12 protein-coding genes are annotated in these 15,352 nt (G+C 61.8%); 7 read left to right on the top strand and 5 right to left on the bottom strand.

Annotation, left to right across the window (positions count from 1 at the left end):
• The first annotated feature begins 5 nt into the window (after window positions 1-5).
• Window positions 6-3,338: a DUF499 domain-containing protein gene (locus JHW40_RS02415; protein WP_090617184.1), complete on the top strand. Its 3,333-nt coding sequence runs from the start codon at window positions 6-8 to the stop codon at window positions 3,336-3,338.
• A gap of 413 nt (window positions 3,339-3,751) precedes the next feature.
• On the opposite strand, the gene tnpC is transcribed toward JHW40_RS02415, so the two are convergent.
• The 3 genes from tnpC to tnpA form a co-directional block, all read right to left on the bottom strand.
• Window positions 3,752-5,317 carry an IS66 family transposase gene (gene tnpC, locus JHW40_RS02410; RefSeq protein ID WP_272848971.1) on the bottom strand — a complete coding sequence of 522 codons (1,566 nt, stop codon included), beginning with the start codon at window positions 5,315-5,317 and terminating at the stop codon, window positions 3,752-3,754.
• A gap of 68 nt (window positions 5,318-5,385) precedes the next feature.
• Window positions 5,386-5,739 carry an IS66 family insertion sequence element accessory protein TnpB gene (tnpB, locus tag JHW40_RS02405; protein WP_119752217.1) on the bottom strand — a complete coding sequence of 118 codons (354 nt, stop codon included), beginning with the start codon at window positions 5,737-5,739 and terminating at the stop codon, window positions 5,386-5,388.
• The gene (tnpA, locus tag JHW40_RS02400) at window positions 5,739-6,155 is read right to left on the bottom strand and encodes an IS66-like element accessory protein TnpA (RefSeq protein ID WP_119752218.1); all 417 of its coding nucleotides are present in this window, start codon (window positions 6,153-6,155) and stop codon (window positions 5,739-5,741) included. The genes tnpB and tnpA overlap by 1 nt, the downstream gene beginning before the upstream one ends.
• A gap of 352 nt (window positions 6,156-6,507) precedes the next feature.
• Between tnpA and JHW40_RS02395 the strand changes: the two genes are divergently transcribed.
• From JHW40_RS02395 to JHW40_RS02370, 6 genes are all read left to right on the top strand, one after another.
• Window positions 6,508-7,473, top strand: a complete 966-nt coding sequence (locus JHW40_RS02395) for a helix-turn-helix transcriptional regulator (RefSeq protein WP_211657434.1) — start codon at window positions 6,508-6,510, stop codon at window positions 7,471-7,473.
• A gap of 146 nt (window positions 7,474-7,619) precedes the next feature.
• Complete coding sequence (locus JHW40_RS02390) at window positions 7,620-8,558, top strand: hypothetical protein (RefSeq protein ID WP_244519373.1); 939 nt, start codon at window positions 7,620-7,622, stop codon at window positions 8,556-8,558.
• 23 nt (window positions 8,559-8,581) lie between these two features.
• Window positions 8,582-10,864 carry a vWA domain-containing protein gene (locus JHW40_RS02385; RefSeq protein ID WP_170851964.1) on the top strand — a complete coding sequence of 761 codons (2,283 nt, stop codon included), beginning with the start codon at window positions 8,582-8,584 and terminating at the stop codon, window positions 10,862-10,864.
• Window positions 10,861-11,715, top strand: coding sequence for an SH3 domain-containing protein (locus JHW40_RS02380; RefSeq protein WP_139208273.1), 855 nt, complete (start codon window positions 10,861-10,863; stop codon window positions 11,713-11,715). Before JHW40_RS02385 ends, JHW40_RS02380 begins: the two co-directional genes overlap by 4 nt.
• A gap of 22 nt (window positions 11,716-11,737) precedes the next feature.
• On the top strand, window positions 11,738-12,280 hold the full coding sequence (locus JHW40_RS02375) for a hypothetical protein (RefSeq protein ID WP_090617359.1): 543 nt from the start codon (window positions 11,738-11,740) through the stop codon (window positions 12,278-12,280).
• Between the two features lie 316 nt (window positions 12,281-12,596).
• A complete protein-coding gene (locus JHW40_RS02370; RefSeq protein WP_272849034.1) occupies window positions 12,597-12,722 on the top strand; it encodes a heme-binding protein in 126 nt (41 codons plus the stop codon).
• 8 nt (window positions 12,723-12,730) lie between these two features.
• On the opposite strand, the gene JHW40_RS02365 is transcribed toward JHW40_RS02370, so the two are convergent.
• Together JHW40_RS02365 and JHW40_RS02360 are read right to left on the bottom strand one after the other, a co-directional pair.
• Window positions 12,731-14,464 (bottom strand): phosphoenolpyruvate hydrolase family protein, encoded by a 1,734-nt coding sequence (locus JHW40_RS02365; RefSeq protein ID WP_090617354.1) that lies wholly within the window; start codon window positions 14,462-14,464, stop codon window positions 12,731-12,733.
• A complete protein-coding gene (locus JHW40_RS02360) occupies window positions 14,461-15,165 on the bottom strand; it encodes a phosphoenolpyruvate hydrolase family protein (protein WP_170851963.1) in 705 nt (234 codons plus the stop codon). Before JHW40_RS02360 ends, JHW40_RS02365 begins: the two co-directional genes overlap by 4 nt.
• Between the last annotated feature and the right edge of the window lie 187 nt (window positions 15,166-15,352).

Below are 15,352 nucleotides of genomic sequence, written 5' to 3'. Positions count from 1 at the left end.
TTGAGATGGCAAAAAGCACGCGCCAATATGTGTTCGAGGGGATGGAGCATATGCAGAAGGGCCTTCAGCCCTTCGTGATGCAACGGCTCGAAGCGGGGATGGGCAAGGGATGGCCGCAAGATGTGATCTCGCGCTTCCCCGAATGGCGGCCGGAATCCAACGGCAAGTTCGCGCTCGACACGCAGAAGCTTCTGAAGATCATGGAGCGCCTCTGGAACGAGGCATTTCGCGACGTTCTGGACCGGACGCACCGCTCGATCGTCAACGAGCTGATCGACGTCCGCAACAAGCTCGCCCATGATGGCAAGTTCTCCTACGACGATGCGGAACGGGCGCTGGACAGCATGCGCCGCATCCTCGACGCGGTGAGCGCCGGGGACAGCGCCGACGAGATCGGCAAGATGCGGGAGTCGATCCTGCGGACCAAGTTCACCGAGCTTGCCCGGAACGAGGAGCGCAAGAGGAGCAGTTCCACAACGATTTCGACCGAGACCGTTTCGGGCCTGCTGCCCTGGCGCGAAGTGGTGGAGCCGCATCAGGACGTGGCGACCGGCGAGTTCCAGCAGGCCGAGTTCGCCGCTGACCTTGCCAAGGTCCACAAAGGGACGGCGGCGCAGGAATACTGTGATCCGCGCGAGTTCTTCAGCCGGACCTATCTGACCGAGGGCCTGAGCGCCCTGCTCAAAGGCGCGGCTAAGCGCCTGTCGGGTGCCGGTGGTGATCCGGTGGTCGAGCTGCAAACCAACTTCGGCGGTGGCAAGACGCACTCGATGCTGGCGCTCTATCACATGGCCGGGCAAACCCGTGTCGGCGATCTGCCGGGCCTCGATCAGCTGCTGTCGCGCAACGGGCTGGATGTCCCCGAGAAGGTCAATCGCGCCGTTCTGGTCGGAACGTCGCGCGGCCCGCAGGACGTCATCACTCTGGAAGGTGGGCAGGTCATCAAGACAACTTGGGGCGAGCTGGCATGGCAGCTTGGCGGTCAAGCTGGCTTCGACATGATCGCGGAAAACGATGCCCGCGGTATCGCACCAGGCTCGAACCTGCTGGAAGAGATCTTCAACAAATTCTCCCCCTGTCTGATCCTGATCGACGAATGGGTCGCCTACCTGCGCCAGATATACAAGATCGAGGGGCTGCCGTCCGGTTCGTTCGACGCGAACCTGTCCTTTGTCCAAGCGCTGACCGAGGCGGTGAAAGCCGCACCGCAAACGCTGTTGGTCGCCTCCTTGCCTGCCTCTCAGATCGAGGTCGGCGGTGAGGGGGGGCAGGAAGCTCTGGCTCGTCTGAAACAGACCTTCAGCCGTGTCGAAAGCTCATGGCGACCGGCGTCGCAGGAAGAAAGCTACGAGATCGTCCGGCGTCGCCTGTTCCGGGAAATCCCGAGTGACAATTATCGTCATCGCGATAACACCCTGAAGCAGTTTGCGAAGCTGTATCGAGAGAGCCCGAATGACTTCCCGCTCGGCTGTGCGGACGAAGATTACCGCCGGAAACTGGAGAAGGCCTATCCGATCCATCCGGACCTGTTCGATCAGCTCTACACCGCTTGGGGGTCGCTTGAGAAATTCCAGCGGACACGCGGTGTTCTGCGTCTCATGGCCCAGGTCATCCATGAGCTTTGGATGTCCGGCGATCCTTCCGTCATGATCATGCCGGGCAGTGTGTCCATCAGTTCTGAACGGGTGGAGCCCGAGCTTCTGCACTATCTGGACCCGTCGTGGCAGGCGATCATTGCGGGCGACATTGATGGCACGTCTTCGACACCATACAGGGTCGATCAGGCCGCTCCGAACCTGAACAAGTACTCGGCCACTCGCAGAGTTGCGCGGACTGTGTTCATGGGGACTGCCCCACTGTATTCTTCTGAGAATAAAGGCCTCGATGATAAACAGATTAACTTGGGGGTCGTGCAGCCAGGCGAGAAGATTGCAATTTTCGGCGATGCACTGCGCCGTCTGACCAACCAAGCCAAGTTCATGCATGGTGACCTCGGTCGATACTGGTACTCGATGTCGCCGAGCCTAAATCGCGCAGCTGCGGATCGCGCGGGTCAACTCGAAGAGGCGCTTGTCCTTGTCGAAATCGACAAGGCCCTGTCGACCTACATCAACGGCATTGCCGATCGTGGAAACTTCGATGCCGTCCAGGTTGCCCCGGACAGCTCCGCAGCTGTGCCAGATGAGGCGGGCGGTGTCCGTGCCGTGGTTCTTGGCGTGGCGCATCCGCACAATGGCCGAGACAACTCGGATGCGATGACGGAAGTGAAGGACATCCTGCTTCAACGTGGCTCAACGCCCCGCGTCTATCGCAATACCTTGGTCTTCCTGGCTGCGGACGCCCGTCAGCTCGATAACCTGAAAGACGCCATGCGTTCTCTTCTGGCATGGGATGGGATCGTTCGAGATGCGAACAGCGGACGCCTGGACCTCAAGTCCAGCGAGATGTCTCTCGCCAAAGACAAGGCTCAGGAAGCCAAGGAGACCGTTCAGACAAGGCTCAAGGAAACATGGGCTTTCCTGATCTATCCTTATCAGGACAGCGCCCAGACCGACGTCGGCTTCTCATCGGCCCGTATTCCCGCTCAGGATGGCCTTTTGAGCCGAGCAAGCAAGAAGCTCGTCAGCGAAGAGGCTCTTCTTCCGGAGATTGGCCCGGAGCGCCTGAACCGAGAGCTGGAAAAATATATCTGGAACGATCGCGACCACCTGCATCTCAAAGACCTTTGGGAATACCTGAACCGATACACTTACCTGCCCAGGCTGAAAGATCGGGATACCCTGATCCGCTGCGTTCGTTCTTCGATTGCGCAAATGGTGGCGGGCCCCTTCGCGTATGCTGAAACTTACGATGAAGCTCAGAGCGAATATCGTGGGCTTTCCATCGAAAGCGCAGGAAGCGCGGCCGTCACGATCGACGCTGACAGCGTCATTGTAAGGCCGACTGTCGCTGAAGCCGCGAGAGCAAAACAAGTACCTGCTCAAGCGGAAAGGACCACCAGCACCTCGATAACTTCATCTGGTGCCCCAGTCTCGCCAACAACAGCCGACGGGGAGCGTGAAGGCGGGACCACGGACCCAGTGGGTCCAGCCCCCGAAGCGCCCAAAGACCCAACAAGGTTCCAAGGCACTGTCATGATCTCGGCTGACCGCCCTGCGAGAGATATGGCCCAAATCGTTGAGGCGATCGTGGAGCAGCTGACAACGGTCCCTGGCGCCGAGGTCACACTCCGCCTGGAGATCGATGCCGAGGTACCTTCTGGCCTAGATCGGTCGAAGGTCAGAACGCTGACAGAAAACGCTTCAACATTGGGCTTCATCGACAAGGTGATCAGTTGATCACCTTGTCGAGCAAAGGAACAATTTTCCGTGTCGACTGAAGGCAGCCTGCCGTAGTGCTGTATCTTTTGGGTACACCCATAGGATACAGTCCGGCGTTACACGGAAATGTGTGACCTCCAGCGCTATTTGGCGCGTCTTCTTCAGCACTAAATGACGCGGATGTTTGGCTAAAACAATAAAACAGACCTTTGCGCGTGATGCAGCATATGACCGCTCAGAGATCAAAGCTGCCTCTCGCTAATCAGTCCGGTCTGAATAACCCTTACGGCATTGATTTTGCATGCTGAAGCTTCGGTTTTGTTCGCTTTGGATTGCAGGGTTTCGTATGCTTTGGCCAGAAACCTTGCAATTTCAGGTCACCGATGAAGCCCCATTCTCCCACCCCTGAACGTAAGCGCGACGTTGCGGCCCTATGCTGCGAGGCTTGACGGCTGGTTGAAGCGCCATGGCATGAGGTCTTCGATACCGCTTTGTGGGTGACCGTCGAGGATGGCGCGCAGTGTGGCGGCGAGATAGTCGACCGGGTTCACGTCGGACATCTTGCAGGTAGCGACCAGCGAGGCGAGCATAGCCCAGTTTTCGGCGCCGACTTCATTCCCGGCGAAGAGTGCATTTTTTCTTGTCAGGGCAATCGGCCTGATCTGGTTCTCGACCGGGTTGGTGTCGAGCTCCAGCATGCCGTGCTCGAGGAAGCGGATCAGTCCGGGCCAGTGCGCGAGGGAGTAGCGGATGTCTTCGGCAAGCTGGGATTTCTGCGGTATGCGCGAGAGTTGGGCTTCCAGCCAGGGTTTCAGCGCCGCGATGATCGGGGCCGAATGCTCACGCCGGGCAGCAAGGCGCATAGCGGCCTCCTTGCTCCGCACGGACTTCTCGATCTGATAAAGCAGCGCGATCTGGCGCAGCATTTCCTCGGCAATGGGTGAGCCATCGCTCTCGAAGCGCTTTACGAAGCGGCGGCGGACATGGGTCCAGCAATAGACCAGTTGCCACGGGCCATTGTCGCGCGCGATCTCGGTCATCGCGTTGTAGGACTGGTAGGCGTCGCATTGCAGGAAGCGGCCGTGGTATCCGGCGAGGAAGTTCAGCGGATGCGCCTTACCCCGGCCAGGGGCATAGTGGAAGAGCACGATGGGTGGGCCAGCCCCGCCATGGCCGCGATCATCGGATACGACGGCCCAGAAGAATCCGCTCTTGGTGCGTTTCAGGCCCGGTTCCAGCACCGGCGCGCGGGTTTCATCCACGAAGATGCGGTCTGCGCCACGCAGATGGGCACGCATCTGGTTGATGACGGGCATCAGGTGGAAACAGGCGCGCCCGACCCAGTTGCCGAGTGTGCCGCGGTCCAGATCGATCCCTTGCCGCTTGAAGATCTCGGCCTGCCGATAAAACGGCAGGTGGTCACCGAACTTCGAGACGATAATCCAGGCGATGAAGAGTTCCGTGGGCAGCCCGCCGGGCACGACATGCTCGGGGGCATGGGCCTGCGCGACAGCTTGCGAGCAACGGCGGCAGGCGTATTTCGGGCGCCGCGTGACCAGCACCCGGAACTGGGCGGGGATCACGTCGAGACGTTCGGACACGTCTTCCCCGATCCTGGACATCTCGCCGCAACCGCAGGGACAGAGCGTGCTGGCAGGCTCGATCACGCGCTCAACCCGAGGCAGATGGGACGGCAGATGCCCGCGGTTGCGCTTGGGCTTGCGGGGTGTTTCCCCGCGCGCCCGCTGCATCGCCGCTTCGGCCTTTTCTTGTGCTGCCTCGAGCACACCTTGAGCAAATTCGGCATCTTCCAGGGGCAGGTTGAACTGGTCGGGCGAGAGCTTTTCGGAGCGCTTGCCGAATTTCTCGCGCTGCGCCGCGTGCAGGATATCCTGCAGCCGCCGATTGGCCTCTTGCGTCTCGGCCAGCGTCGCCTCCACCTCGGCGAGGCGGGCCTTCAGCAGGGCGTTTTCGCGCGCAAGATCAGCTGTTTCCATGGCGGGAAGTGAATCACAGGATGCCCTTGCAGGCCAGCAAAAACAGGCGTTTCGACGCAGCCTGCCAGTCACCCCGCCGCCAGCGGGCGCCGCGCCCGTTCGGGTCGGACCAGCCGCCAATCCACGCCCTCAAACAGCGCTGCAAACTGCGCTCCGGACATGCGCATGACCCCGTCGCGCACCTGTGGCCAGACGAACTTGCCGCCCTCGAGCCGCTTGTGAACCAGCACCATCCCGGTCTGATCCCAGATCAAGAGCTTGATCCGATCCGCCCGCTTCGCTCGGAACACAAAGGCGGCTCCGCAGAACGGGTCCATCCCGAACATCTCCTGCACCGCCAGTGCCAGACCGTCGATCCCCTTGCGAAAGTCGACAGGCCGGGTCGCCACGAAGACCTTCACCGGGCCGCCCTGGCCGAACATCACGACGCCGCTGCCCGTGCCGCGCGGATTGCCCGGGTCAGTTGGCCCTCGTCGACACCAGGACCCGCGCGGATGACGATGTCGCCCACCACGATTTCGAGATCAGACCCGGGGACGGCCGCCGAAGCCTCAGTCGCGCTGTCATCAACCACCAGTTCCGCGAAGAACGGCAAGGCCGCCACGCTTTCGGGCACCACCAAATTACCTTTGCGTATCTGCTTGCGCCAATCGTAAATCTGCCAGCGGGTCGTGCCGTGCTTGCGCGCAGTATCTGCGACCGTCACCCCGGGCATCATGCTCTCCGCCGCGATCCGCGCCCGCTCTGCCTTCGTCCGCCGCCGACGACCGCTTGGCCCCCCGATCACCTCAAGCCGCGAGACCCCGACGCCTATAGAGCCGTCCAATTGGACGCCCATTTTGCCGTCTCTCTCCAAATCCAAAACCTCCGCTGCACATGTCCAGCGGAGAATGAAGGCATCAACTCAAAAATGGCAGGAGGGGATCGGCGTCGCGCTTACCCCTGAACAGGACGATCTTCTGCGCCCCCGACTGGTCGATATGATCCCCGTAACCGCCTTGACTTGCTTGGCAACTTCGCCAACATCGGCCAGCGCCATGGTCCGGCCGTCCGGCGGCAGGCTCGGGCATTTGGAGTGCTGCGCGAGAGTTTGTCACGAAGACCAACCGCATCGGGCTCTTTCTTCCTCCTGAGCATTTAGATTTTTCCGTCTTCTGTATATGCTTGCTGGCACAGAGCATTTACAGGGAGTGGCGCCGGTCGCGATGGGGGGAACGGGGAACGCACTAGAAGTCAGCGAATTTCTGCTGGAACTTTACCATGACGCCTCGGAATGTACGCCCGACGAACTCCGTCTCCGCGTGCTGAAAAACCTGCAGCGCTTCATTCCCTTCGATTTCGGGGTGTGGGGTGGTGGCTGGGCCGATGGCCGACTGGTCACGGACCTCACCGTTCTCAACCAAAGCGAGGCGATATTGGGCGAGTGGGACTCTGTCGCCCAGGAGGACGCCTTCTGCGACCTGACACTCAATCGTCTAGGCGCGACGGCCCGCTTCGATGACGTTCCGGACTATCGCACAAGTCTGGCCTACAACGAGCATTGGCGGCGCTTCGACGCCTCGCACATGATGGCCACCATCGTCGGTGAAAAAACTGACGGCTATGTCAGCTTCGTGGGACTTTGCGCGGATGACAGGCCGATGACCTTCTCCGACACCGAGCGCATGTTCAAGCAGATGCTTATGCCGCATCTGTCCCAGGCGCTGCGTATGAATCGGGAGCTCTGGGCTGGGCGCGCTGCCATGGAGCATGAAGCTGTCGCGCTGGTGGACCGGGAGGGCTACGTGCTTTCGGCTCACGGTCCGTTCCACGATCTTGCCGAACACGAATGGGGTGGACGCATAGTGCACCTACCCGCTCACGTCATGGGCACGCTTAGACGTGGCAAGCGCTGGCGGGGCGAAATGCTGGATGTTCGATTGTCCCCATTCGGCAGCAATTATTTCGTCCACCTGTCGATCCACCTGGGCCTTTCAGGCCTATCTCACCGAGAGCGTGAGGTCGCCGAATTGTTCGCATCGGGCATGACCACCAAGCAAGTCGCGCGTGTCTTGGGCACATCGCCCTCCACCGTGCGCAATCAGATTGTTCGTATCTACGAAAAGCTCGGCATTTCCAGTAAAGCGCAGCTCGCGACACTTGCTGGCGGGAAGTAACTGCCCATTCTGCTCTGTCAATAGAGCAAATGCTCTATTCTCAATCCAGCCTAGAGTTGGGATACCTTCAGGAAGCTCGCCAGACAAGAGCGGGCGTAAACGGAGGATGCATGTGGGATTTTAGTGTTGGCAGGGCGATGGGTCTGATGATGCAGACCCTGCCTTTCGTCGTGCTCAGGATGGCGGTCTATTTCGGGATCACGCTGGCCTATATTCTTGTGACGGGAGCGGGTGCCGGGATCGGGTTCGGGGTCGGCGCATTTGGCGATTCCGGATTTCAGGCAGGTTCGACCTTCTGGGGCGGCCTGATCGGTTTCGGCCTTGTCGGAGCCGTCATGTACTGGGCGCGCGAATACATCCTCTACATCGTCAAGGCTGGCCATATCGCCGTGCTGGTCGAACTGATCGACGGCAAGCCGATGCCTGAGGGGCGCTCGCAGATTGAGCATGGCAGAGTCGTCGTGACGGAGCGGTTCGCCCAGGCCAGCGTGCTGTTCGCGGTCGATCAACTCATCAAGGGCGTGCTGGGGGCAATTACCGGCCTGGTCCGAGGCATCCTCTCCATACTGCCGATACCGGGCACCCGGCAGTTGGTTGGCATTCTGCATGCCTTTCTGCAAGTGGCCGTCGGGTTCATCGACGAGGTGATCCTTGCCTACGCGATCCGGACCGGCTCGACCAATCCCTGGGGCTCGGCCAAGGACGCGCTGGTGCTCTATGGGCAGAACTACAAGGTGATGCTCAAGAATGCCGCCTGGCTGGCTATCATCGTCTATCTCCTGAGCTTTGTGGTTTTCCTGGTAATGCTCGCGCCCGCGGCGCTGATTGTCTACCTGATGCCCGGCGCTTGGGCGGCTGGCGGGTTCGTTTTCGCGCTTCTGTTCGCCTGGGCGTTCAAGGCGGCGCTGCTCGAGCCGTTCGCCATCGCTTGCCTGATGCAGGTCTATTTCAAGACCATCGAAGGCCAGCAGCCAGATCCTGAATGGGATGCACGACTGGAGCAGATGTCCAAGAAGTTCCGCGAACTCAAGGCGCGTGCAGCTGGCAGCCAGCCTCAGCCCGATGCCAGTGCCCAACCTGCCTGACAGGACAATATGAGGAATTCGTCATGAGACTGTTCGCCGTCTTGTCGCTGGCGCTCGCCACGCTCTCCCAGCCGTCGATTGTATCGGCAGCCGAGGATGTGGTGATCGTTTACGACGGTTCCGGATCGATGTGGGGGCAGATCGATGGAGTCGCCAAGGTCGAGATAGCGCGCGAGGTCATTGGGGATCTCATCGCCACCTGGCCTGAGGACGCCAATGTGGGGCTCATGGCCTATGGGCACCGGCGCGAAGGTGACTGCTCCGACATCGAGACCCTGATTGCACCGGGCCCGCTGGACCGGTCCGCCTTCGTTTCGACGGTCAACGGGGTCACGCCGCGCGGGCGTACGCCGCTCACCGAATCCGTTCGTCAGGCCGCCGAACTGCTTTCGTATCGCGACACACAGGCGACCGTGATCCTGATCTCGGACGGATTGGAAACCTGCCAAGCCGATCCTTGCGCGCTGTCGGCGGAACTGGCGCAGCAGGGCGTCAACTTCACCGCCCATGTGGTCGGCTTTGATCTGACCGAAGAAGAACACGCAGGCCTTGCCTGCATTGCAGAAAATACCGGCGGGGTCTTTGTTCCCGCGCAAGACGCCGATGACCTGCGCGATGCCCTCGCCCTGGTGCAGAGCGCCGTGCACCTTGAGCCGCTCTTGCCATCCCAACCGGAGCCCGAGCCTGAACACCAGGTCGACGCCGACATCGAGCTCGAAGCGCCCGCTACGGTCGTCACCGGCGCCAGCTTCGCCGTTTCGTGGTCGTCCGCGATCGATCCGCAGGATTATGTCACCATCGTTCCCATTGGGGCGGATGAGAACTCCCGTGGCGACTACCAGCGGGTGCGCGGCGACACAGAGGGTAGCCTGACTGCGCCCGCCGAGCCCGGGCTTTACGAGGTGCGGTATGTGCTGAACGACGGCAGGCGCGTGCTTGGCACTGCCCCGATGGAAATTGTCGAGGCCGAAGTCACCATCTCTGCACCCGATGAAGTCACGACGGGTGCCAACTTTATCGTCTCCTGGTCATCCTCTATCCATCCGCAGGACTACGTTACCATCGTTCCGGCTGGCGCCGATGAAGGGAGCTACACCAATTACCAGCGGGTGCGCGAGACCACCGAAAACAGACTGGTGGCTCCAGCCGAACCTGGTCTCTACGAAGTGCGCTATGTGCTCAATGAGGGGTCGAGGACGCTGGCCTCGATCCCGGTGGAGGTGGTCGAGGCCGAGATGTCCGTTTCGGCCCCGGAAACGGTCACGACAGGGGCGAGCTTTGCTGTTTCCTGGTCATCCTCGGTCCATCCGCAGGATTATGTCACCATCGTTCCTGCTGGCGCCGATGAAGGGAGCTACACCAATTACCAGCGGGTGCGCGAGACAACCGAAAACAGCCTGGTCGCTCCAGCCGACCCGGGACTTTACGAAGTACGCTATGTGCTAAACGAGGGATCGAGGACGCTGGCATCGATCCCGGTGGAGGTGGTCGAGGCCGAGATTTCCATTTCTGCCCCGAAGGCGGTCACGACAGGGGCGCGGTTCTCTGTTTCCTGGTCGTCCTCCAATCACCCGCAGGACTACGTGACCATCGTTCCCGCTGGCGCAGATGAGGGCTCCTACACCAATTACCAACGCGTTCGCGAGGACACGGAAAACAGCCTGACGGCCCCGGCCGAACCCGGTGTCTACGAGGTCCGTTATGTCTTGAACGAGGGATCAAGGACCCTGGTTTCGAGGCCTGTGGAGGTCGTCGCCGCGGAGGTTGTCCTGAATGGCCCGGACGTGGCGCGTGCGCAAACACCGCTGCGCATCAGTTGGTCTATGGCCATTCACCCCCAGGACTATATCACCATCGTCCCGGCTGGCGCCGACGAGGGTACCTATCGGGATTATATGCGCGTCAGGGATAATCTTGAGGGTGACCTCGACGCGCCCGCGGAGCCAGGCCTTTACGAGATCAGATATGTTCTGCAGGAGGGCGACCGCACGGTTTCCAGCCGCATGCTGGAAGTCGTAGGGGCTGACGCTCCGCTTGATGACGGTGTCGGTTTGGTCGTTCCTTCGCAGGCCAGCCCTGGCGAGATAATCACCGTTTCCTGGTCCGGTGGTGCCGGCAGCGCCGACCAGCGCCTGGCGCTTGCCCGGGCCGATCAGGCCGATTTCAGCTGGATCGAAGCTCATCGTATCGCTGAGGAAACGACACTCGAATTGACCATGCCAAATGAACCGGGCCGCTATGAGGTCCGGTATCTCGATATCAGCGGGCAGGTTGTTCTTGGCCGCGCCATTGTGGAGGTGGAATGACCATGTTTCTTCCCAAAAAGTCTCAAGGGCTTGCTGTGGCGGCCGCCGTTCTTGTGCTGCCCTGCTTCGCCTCCGCCGCCCATGCCGACGCATCCGGCCCGGATGCCTGGCGGGTGACCGTCGTTCCGGCCAATGACGTACTCAATGTTCGGATGGGTCCAGGCACCAATTATCCGGTTATCGAAACCTTCGCGCATGACGAGCGGGGCCTGCAGCAGATCACCTGCGTTCCGTTTTACACGATGGCGCATTTTTCGGTGATGACCAACGCGGAGATCGACGCCCTTCCGCCGAGTTGGTGCCTGATGCGTTCAGCCGATTTGAGCAAGGCAGGCTGGGTGGCGCAACGCTATCTGATCGCCGATTTCGATGATGACGTCCTTTTCGGGAATGGCGGAGGGTATGACGAGCCCGAGGAGGTGGTGGATGTCGAAAAGATCCTTCCCGCGCCCACGGCCGGTCCTCACGCGTGGTCAGGCGACGAACTGATCGAACACGCGCGTGGGCTCGTTGCGGCGCTATATGCCTATGATGATCCTGCTCGTGGGGTGAGCCATCGCGATCCGGCCGCGCCCGATGTGTTTTTCTCCAGTGAATTCAGGGATGCGCTACGATCCCGCCCGCCCGGCGCGGACCTGCTCATTGGCGCGCAGGATTTCCAGGGCACGGTTTCCGAGCCGATGCCGGACCCCGATCAACCCATGTTCCGGGGCATGATCACGATCAATGTCGAGGTCGAGAATTTCGGCCAGACGCACACGGCCGTCTTCCGCCTGCGCGGAGACACCACTCGGCCCGACGCACCCTTGCGCATCTTCCGCATCGAGCACGATGGCTGGTCGTACCCGTAAGCGCATAAAAAGGACTTCTTCAATGAAACTGTATCAAGCGCCTATCCTGGCAGCATTCGGCCTCACCCTGTGCCTGGCGCAACCTGCACTGGCGCAAATCGCGAAAACGGCGATGGGTTCAGTCGAGGCGACGATCGGCGACAGGGCCTATTCCGGCGAAACGCTCAATGTACCATCGGAGGGAACATCGACGGCCGAGATCCGATCCTTCGGCCCGGTGACCTCTATCCAGATACAGGCGCACGACCCCGAGGCCGACAGCCTCATGCGCAACGTCCTGACGATCGAGGTTTCGCTGATGGGGAGCGACGCGTCCGCCTCGATCATGGAAACGACCATTTCCTGGTGGCCGGAAGGAATGAGCCCGCCCTATTATCTCGGCGAAGACAGCGGGACGGCACCCGAAGTCGTCTTCGATAGGCTTTCCCTGGAAGATGGGGGCAGCGCGCAGGGCCGCTTCTCGGCCGTCCTCTGCCGCAGGGACAGCTTGCTCGCGGAAGCCGACACGAGCAATTGCCTGCCGGTCGAGGGCACGTTCGATACCGCATTGCGCAAGGCCGATTGAGACGGGGAATTCGCGGGCGCACCGGTATCGGGCGCTCTGAAAGGGGGACGTGTATGGTAGGCTATCGGACGGTGATGCCGTGGTTGAAAAATTGCGCGCTCATCTGTGCGCTTGCCTTGCCGACCCTCGCGTTCGTCCCGCAGGCCGCGGCCCAGACCGTCGATCCAGACGCGCCCTACGCGGACGCCTATGACGTCATGAACCGCGGGAGGCTGGTCGGCTCATGGCGGGGCACGATCGCCGCTGTGGCGCATGGCGCTTCGGGTCGATGCACAAAATGCGGGCGATCCCGCTTACCACGCCATGGCTCCGGCTTATGACGGCCCGGCTTGCTGGTTATCTTGAAGGCGAGGCTGTGGGCGGGATCGGCATTTCTTCGGGCACGTCGGCCCAGGATCGCGACGTGGCCGAAGCCGCGATCGCGGCCTGGGCCGCTGTCTGAGTGCCCGCTCATTTCCCGATTCTGAGCGCTTTCATACGGTTATAGAGCGTTTTGCGCGATATCCCGAGGAAGTTCGCGGTGTCGCCCTTGCGGAAACGGTTGCGGCGCAGGGCATCGAGAAGCCATTCAGCTTCATCAGTGACCTGCGCCGTGGCGGCGGGGGCTGGCTCGGTGTCGGGGCCGTCGATCAGTCCCGCAAGCTCGGTCGCGCTGATCACATTGCCGCGCATCCGCGCCAGCGCGCCTTCCGCCACGCGACGCAACTCGCGGATATTGCCGGGCCAGGAATGGGAAAGCAGCCGCCTGAGTGCGTCGGGCGAAATCTCCGGGCGCGGGCCAGCGGCAACGGGTCCAGTCAGCAGCATGAGGAACTGGCGCAGATAAGGCAGGATGTCTTCCGGCCGGTCTCGCAAGGGCGGGATTTCGATCAGTGCGGCGCGAAAGAGGCGCAGGGTCTCGCGGTCGAATTCAGTCGCCGATCTGCCGATCAGAATGGCGCGGCTGCGCTCTGCTCCGGGTTCGGTCGTCTCGGCCCAGTCGTGGATGATCTGCAGCGCCTCGGGTCGTAGTTGTCCGGCGTCGGAGAAGATCAGCGTCCCCCCTTCGCGCCGCAAAAGCGCCGCGCGCCGATCGGCGCGTCCCCGGCCCAGCAGGATGGCCTCGGGGTCGCGATTGACCTTCTCGGCGGTGACCTGCAGCAGTCCGCCCGCGCGGCGGCTGAGCGTATGCAGGCTGCGCGCGATATTGATCCGTCCAGAGCCCGGCTCTCCCAGAACCAGCACCGGCATTTCCAGCCCGGCGAGCCGGCTGATCTGATCAACCGCGTGGTTCATACTATCGGAATGGCCAAAGATCCCGGTCAGCCGTCGCACCTCGGTCAGAGTGCGGCTGCGCGAACTCTCAGCGGCGCGCAGCGCACCCACGGTCTTGAAGGCCGACGTGGCCTCAATGATCGCGCGTTCGAGCGGCATCCGGTCAAGCGTCGATCCGCCGAGATAGCCATCGGCTTCGGAGCTTTGCCAGACGCGGAACATATCCCCGGGGCTGATGATCGGCCCACCTTCGAGCAGACACAGGATATCGGGGTTCGTCCGCCGCAGCTGACGGAACATATGGCGGGCGCGGTCGGCAGCCTCGTCAAGGGTGAATTCCTGCGCGACATCGCGCATGCCCCCGGCATTCCAGCCAAAATTCAGGCAAAGGACATCCGGGCCGACCTCAGTCATGGCCTCCAGCTCGTCACGAGTTTTGACATAGGCGAGAGTGGCGAGCCCCGCCGCCCGCGCCTCGCGCATCAGGGCAATCTCGCGCGAAAACCCCATGCCTGCCTCTTCCAGCGCTTGACGGAACTGACCATCGTGATGGATGACGGTGGGGAAATTGGCGATGCCGGCATAGCCTGCCTGTCGCGTCACGGCGGCAAGCCGTGCCAGATCAAGGCGGGGGTCAAAGGCCGAGACACCGCGCAGGACCGGAACAGCCACCGTTCCAAGGATCTCGCGCTGCGCGAAATCATCCGTGAAATCATTGGCGTCGGCCAAAGGCAGCATGGCTGCAATCGATGCCGCCCCCATCATCCTGTAGCGCCCGGCATTCAGCGCAAGGATGAAATCCGCACTGCCCTGAACGGCTGCCTGGGCTGCAAGCCCCGCGCCCACCGCTGCGCCGACCAGCGGCTCGCCGGACCCAAGGCGGCGTTCGGCGCGGGCAATCAGGCTGCGGCGGCTGTCGTCGGAGATCATGCGGCCCTGTCCCCGAGGGACACCACCCCCGCGCCGCGCGCGATCAGCGTGTCAAGTTCACTGCCATAGCCACGCGGGCGGAATACGAGAAAGGGAAGCCCCTGCTCTGAGGCGGCGCGCATTTCCTGTTCCATAAGTCGGGCCGACATGGCCCGGCTGCGCCAGTCGCGCAAGGAGACCCCGGGATGGAGCACGATCTGCGTCGCGCCCGCCCCGGCCATCAAGGCGCCATGGCCCGCGCCCCTGGCGAGACCGAGCGTCTGAAACCCTAGCGCGGTGAATTCGGCAATCAGCGCCACCTCGCGCGCGACGCCAAGCCCGGCACTGGCCACGGCGCGTGCGGTATCCCCGTCAAGGACCTGGCAGCTTGGCCAGTTGAACACGGTGTCCACGCCCGCATCGCGCAGCGTATCGGCGATGCGGGCCGGGTTCAGAAACGGGTCCGACATCATCAGGGCGAGTGCTCCTCCCTGATCCTGATCCCGCGCCCGGATCCGATCCCGGCAATAACCAAGCGCTGCTCCGTTCAGATCGGTCAGCGGCAGCAGGGCTGCGGTTTCTTCATGGCCCTGCGGCAACAGCGCCAGCCCCGGGCAAACGATCTCGCGCCATGCTGTATCGCCCGCCGGTCGGCTGGAGAGCCGCCATTGTTGCCCCGGCATATGCCTCGCAGGGCAGGGGGAATCATAGGGCAGACCCATTCTGCGCCTCATCTGGCATGCGAGAAATTACCCATTTTTACCCATCATTCTGCCAAAAGGCCACTACTCACTTCCGCAGTCCCATGCAACCAATAGAGAGCCAATGGGGAGAGGAACCTCATTGGCCTTTGTCCTGAATGCTGAAAAGAGACGTGCGGCGGTACTGCCTCTGCGCGCGGGGGAGAAT

Origin of the sequence: Paracoccus alcaliphilus, assembly GCF_028553725.1 — a bacterium.
GTDB classification, from domain to species: domain Bacteria; phylum Pseudomonadota; class Alphaproteobacteria; order Rhodobacterales; family Rhodobacteraceae; genus Paracoccus; species Paracoccus alcaliphilus.
Note: the sequence above shows the minus strand (reverse complement) of the source record. Positions and strands in the feature narration are given on the sequence as shown.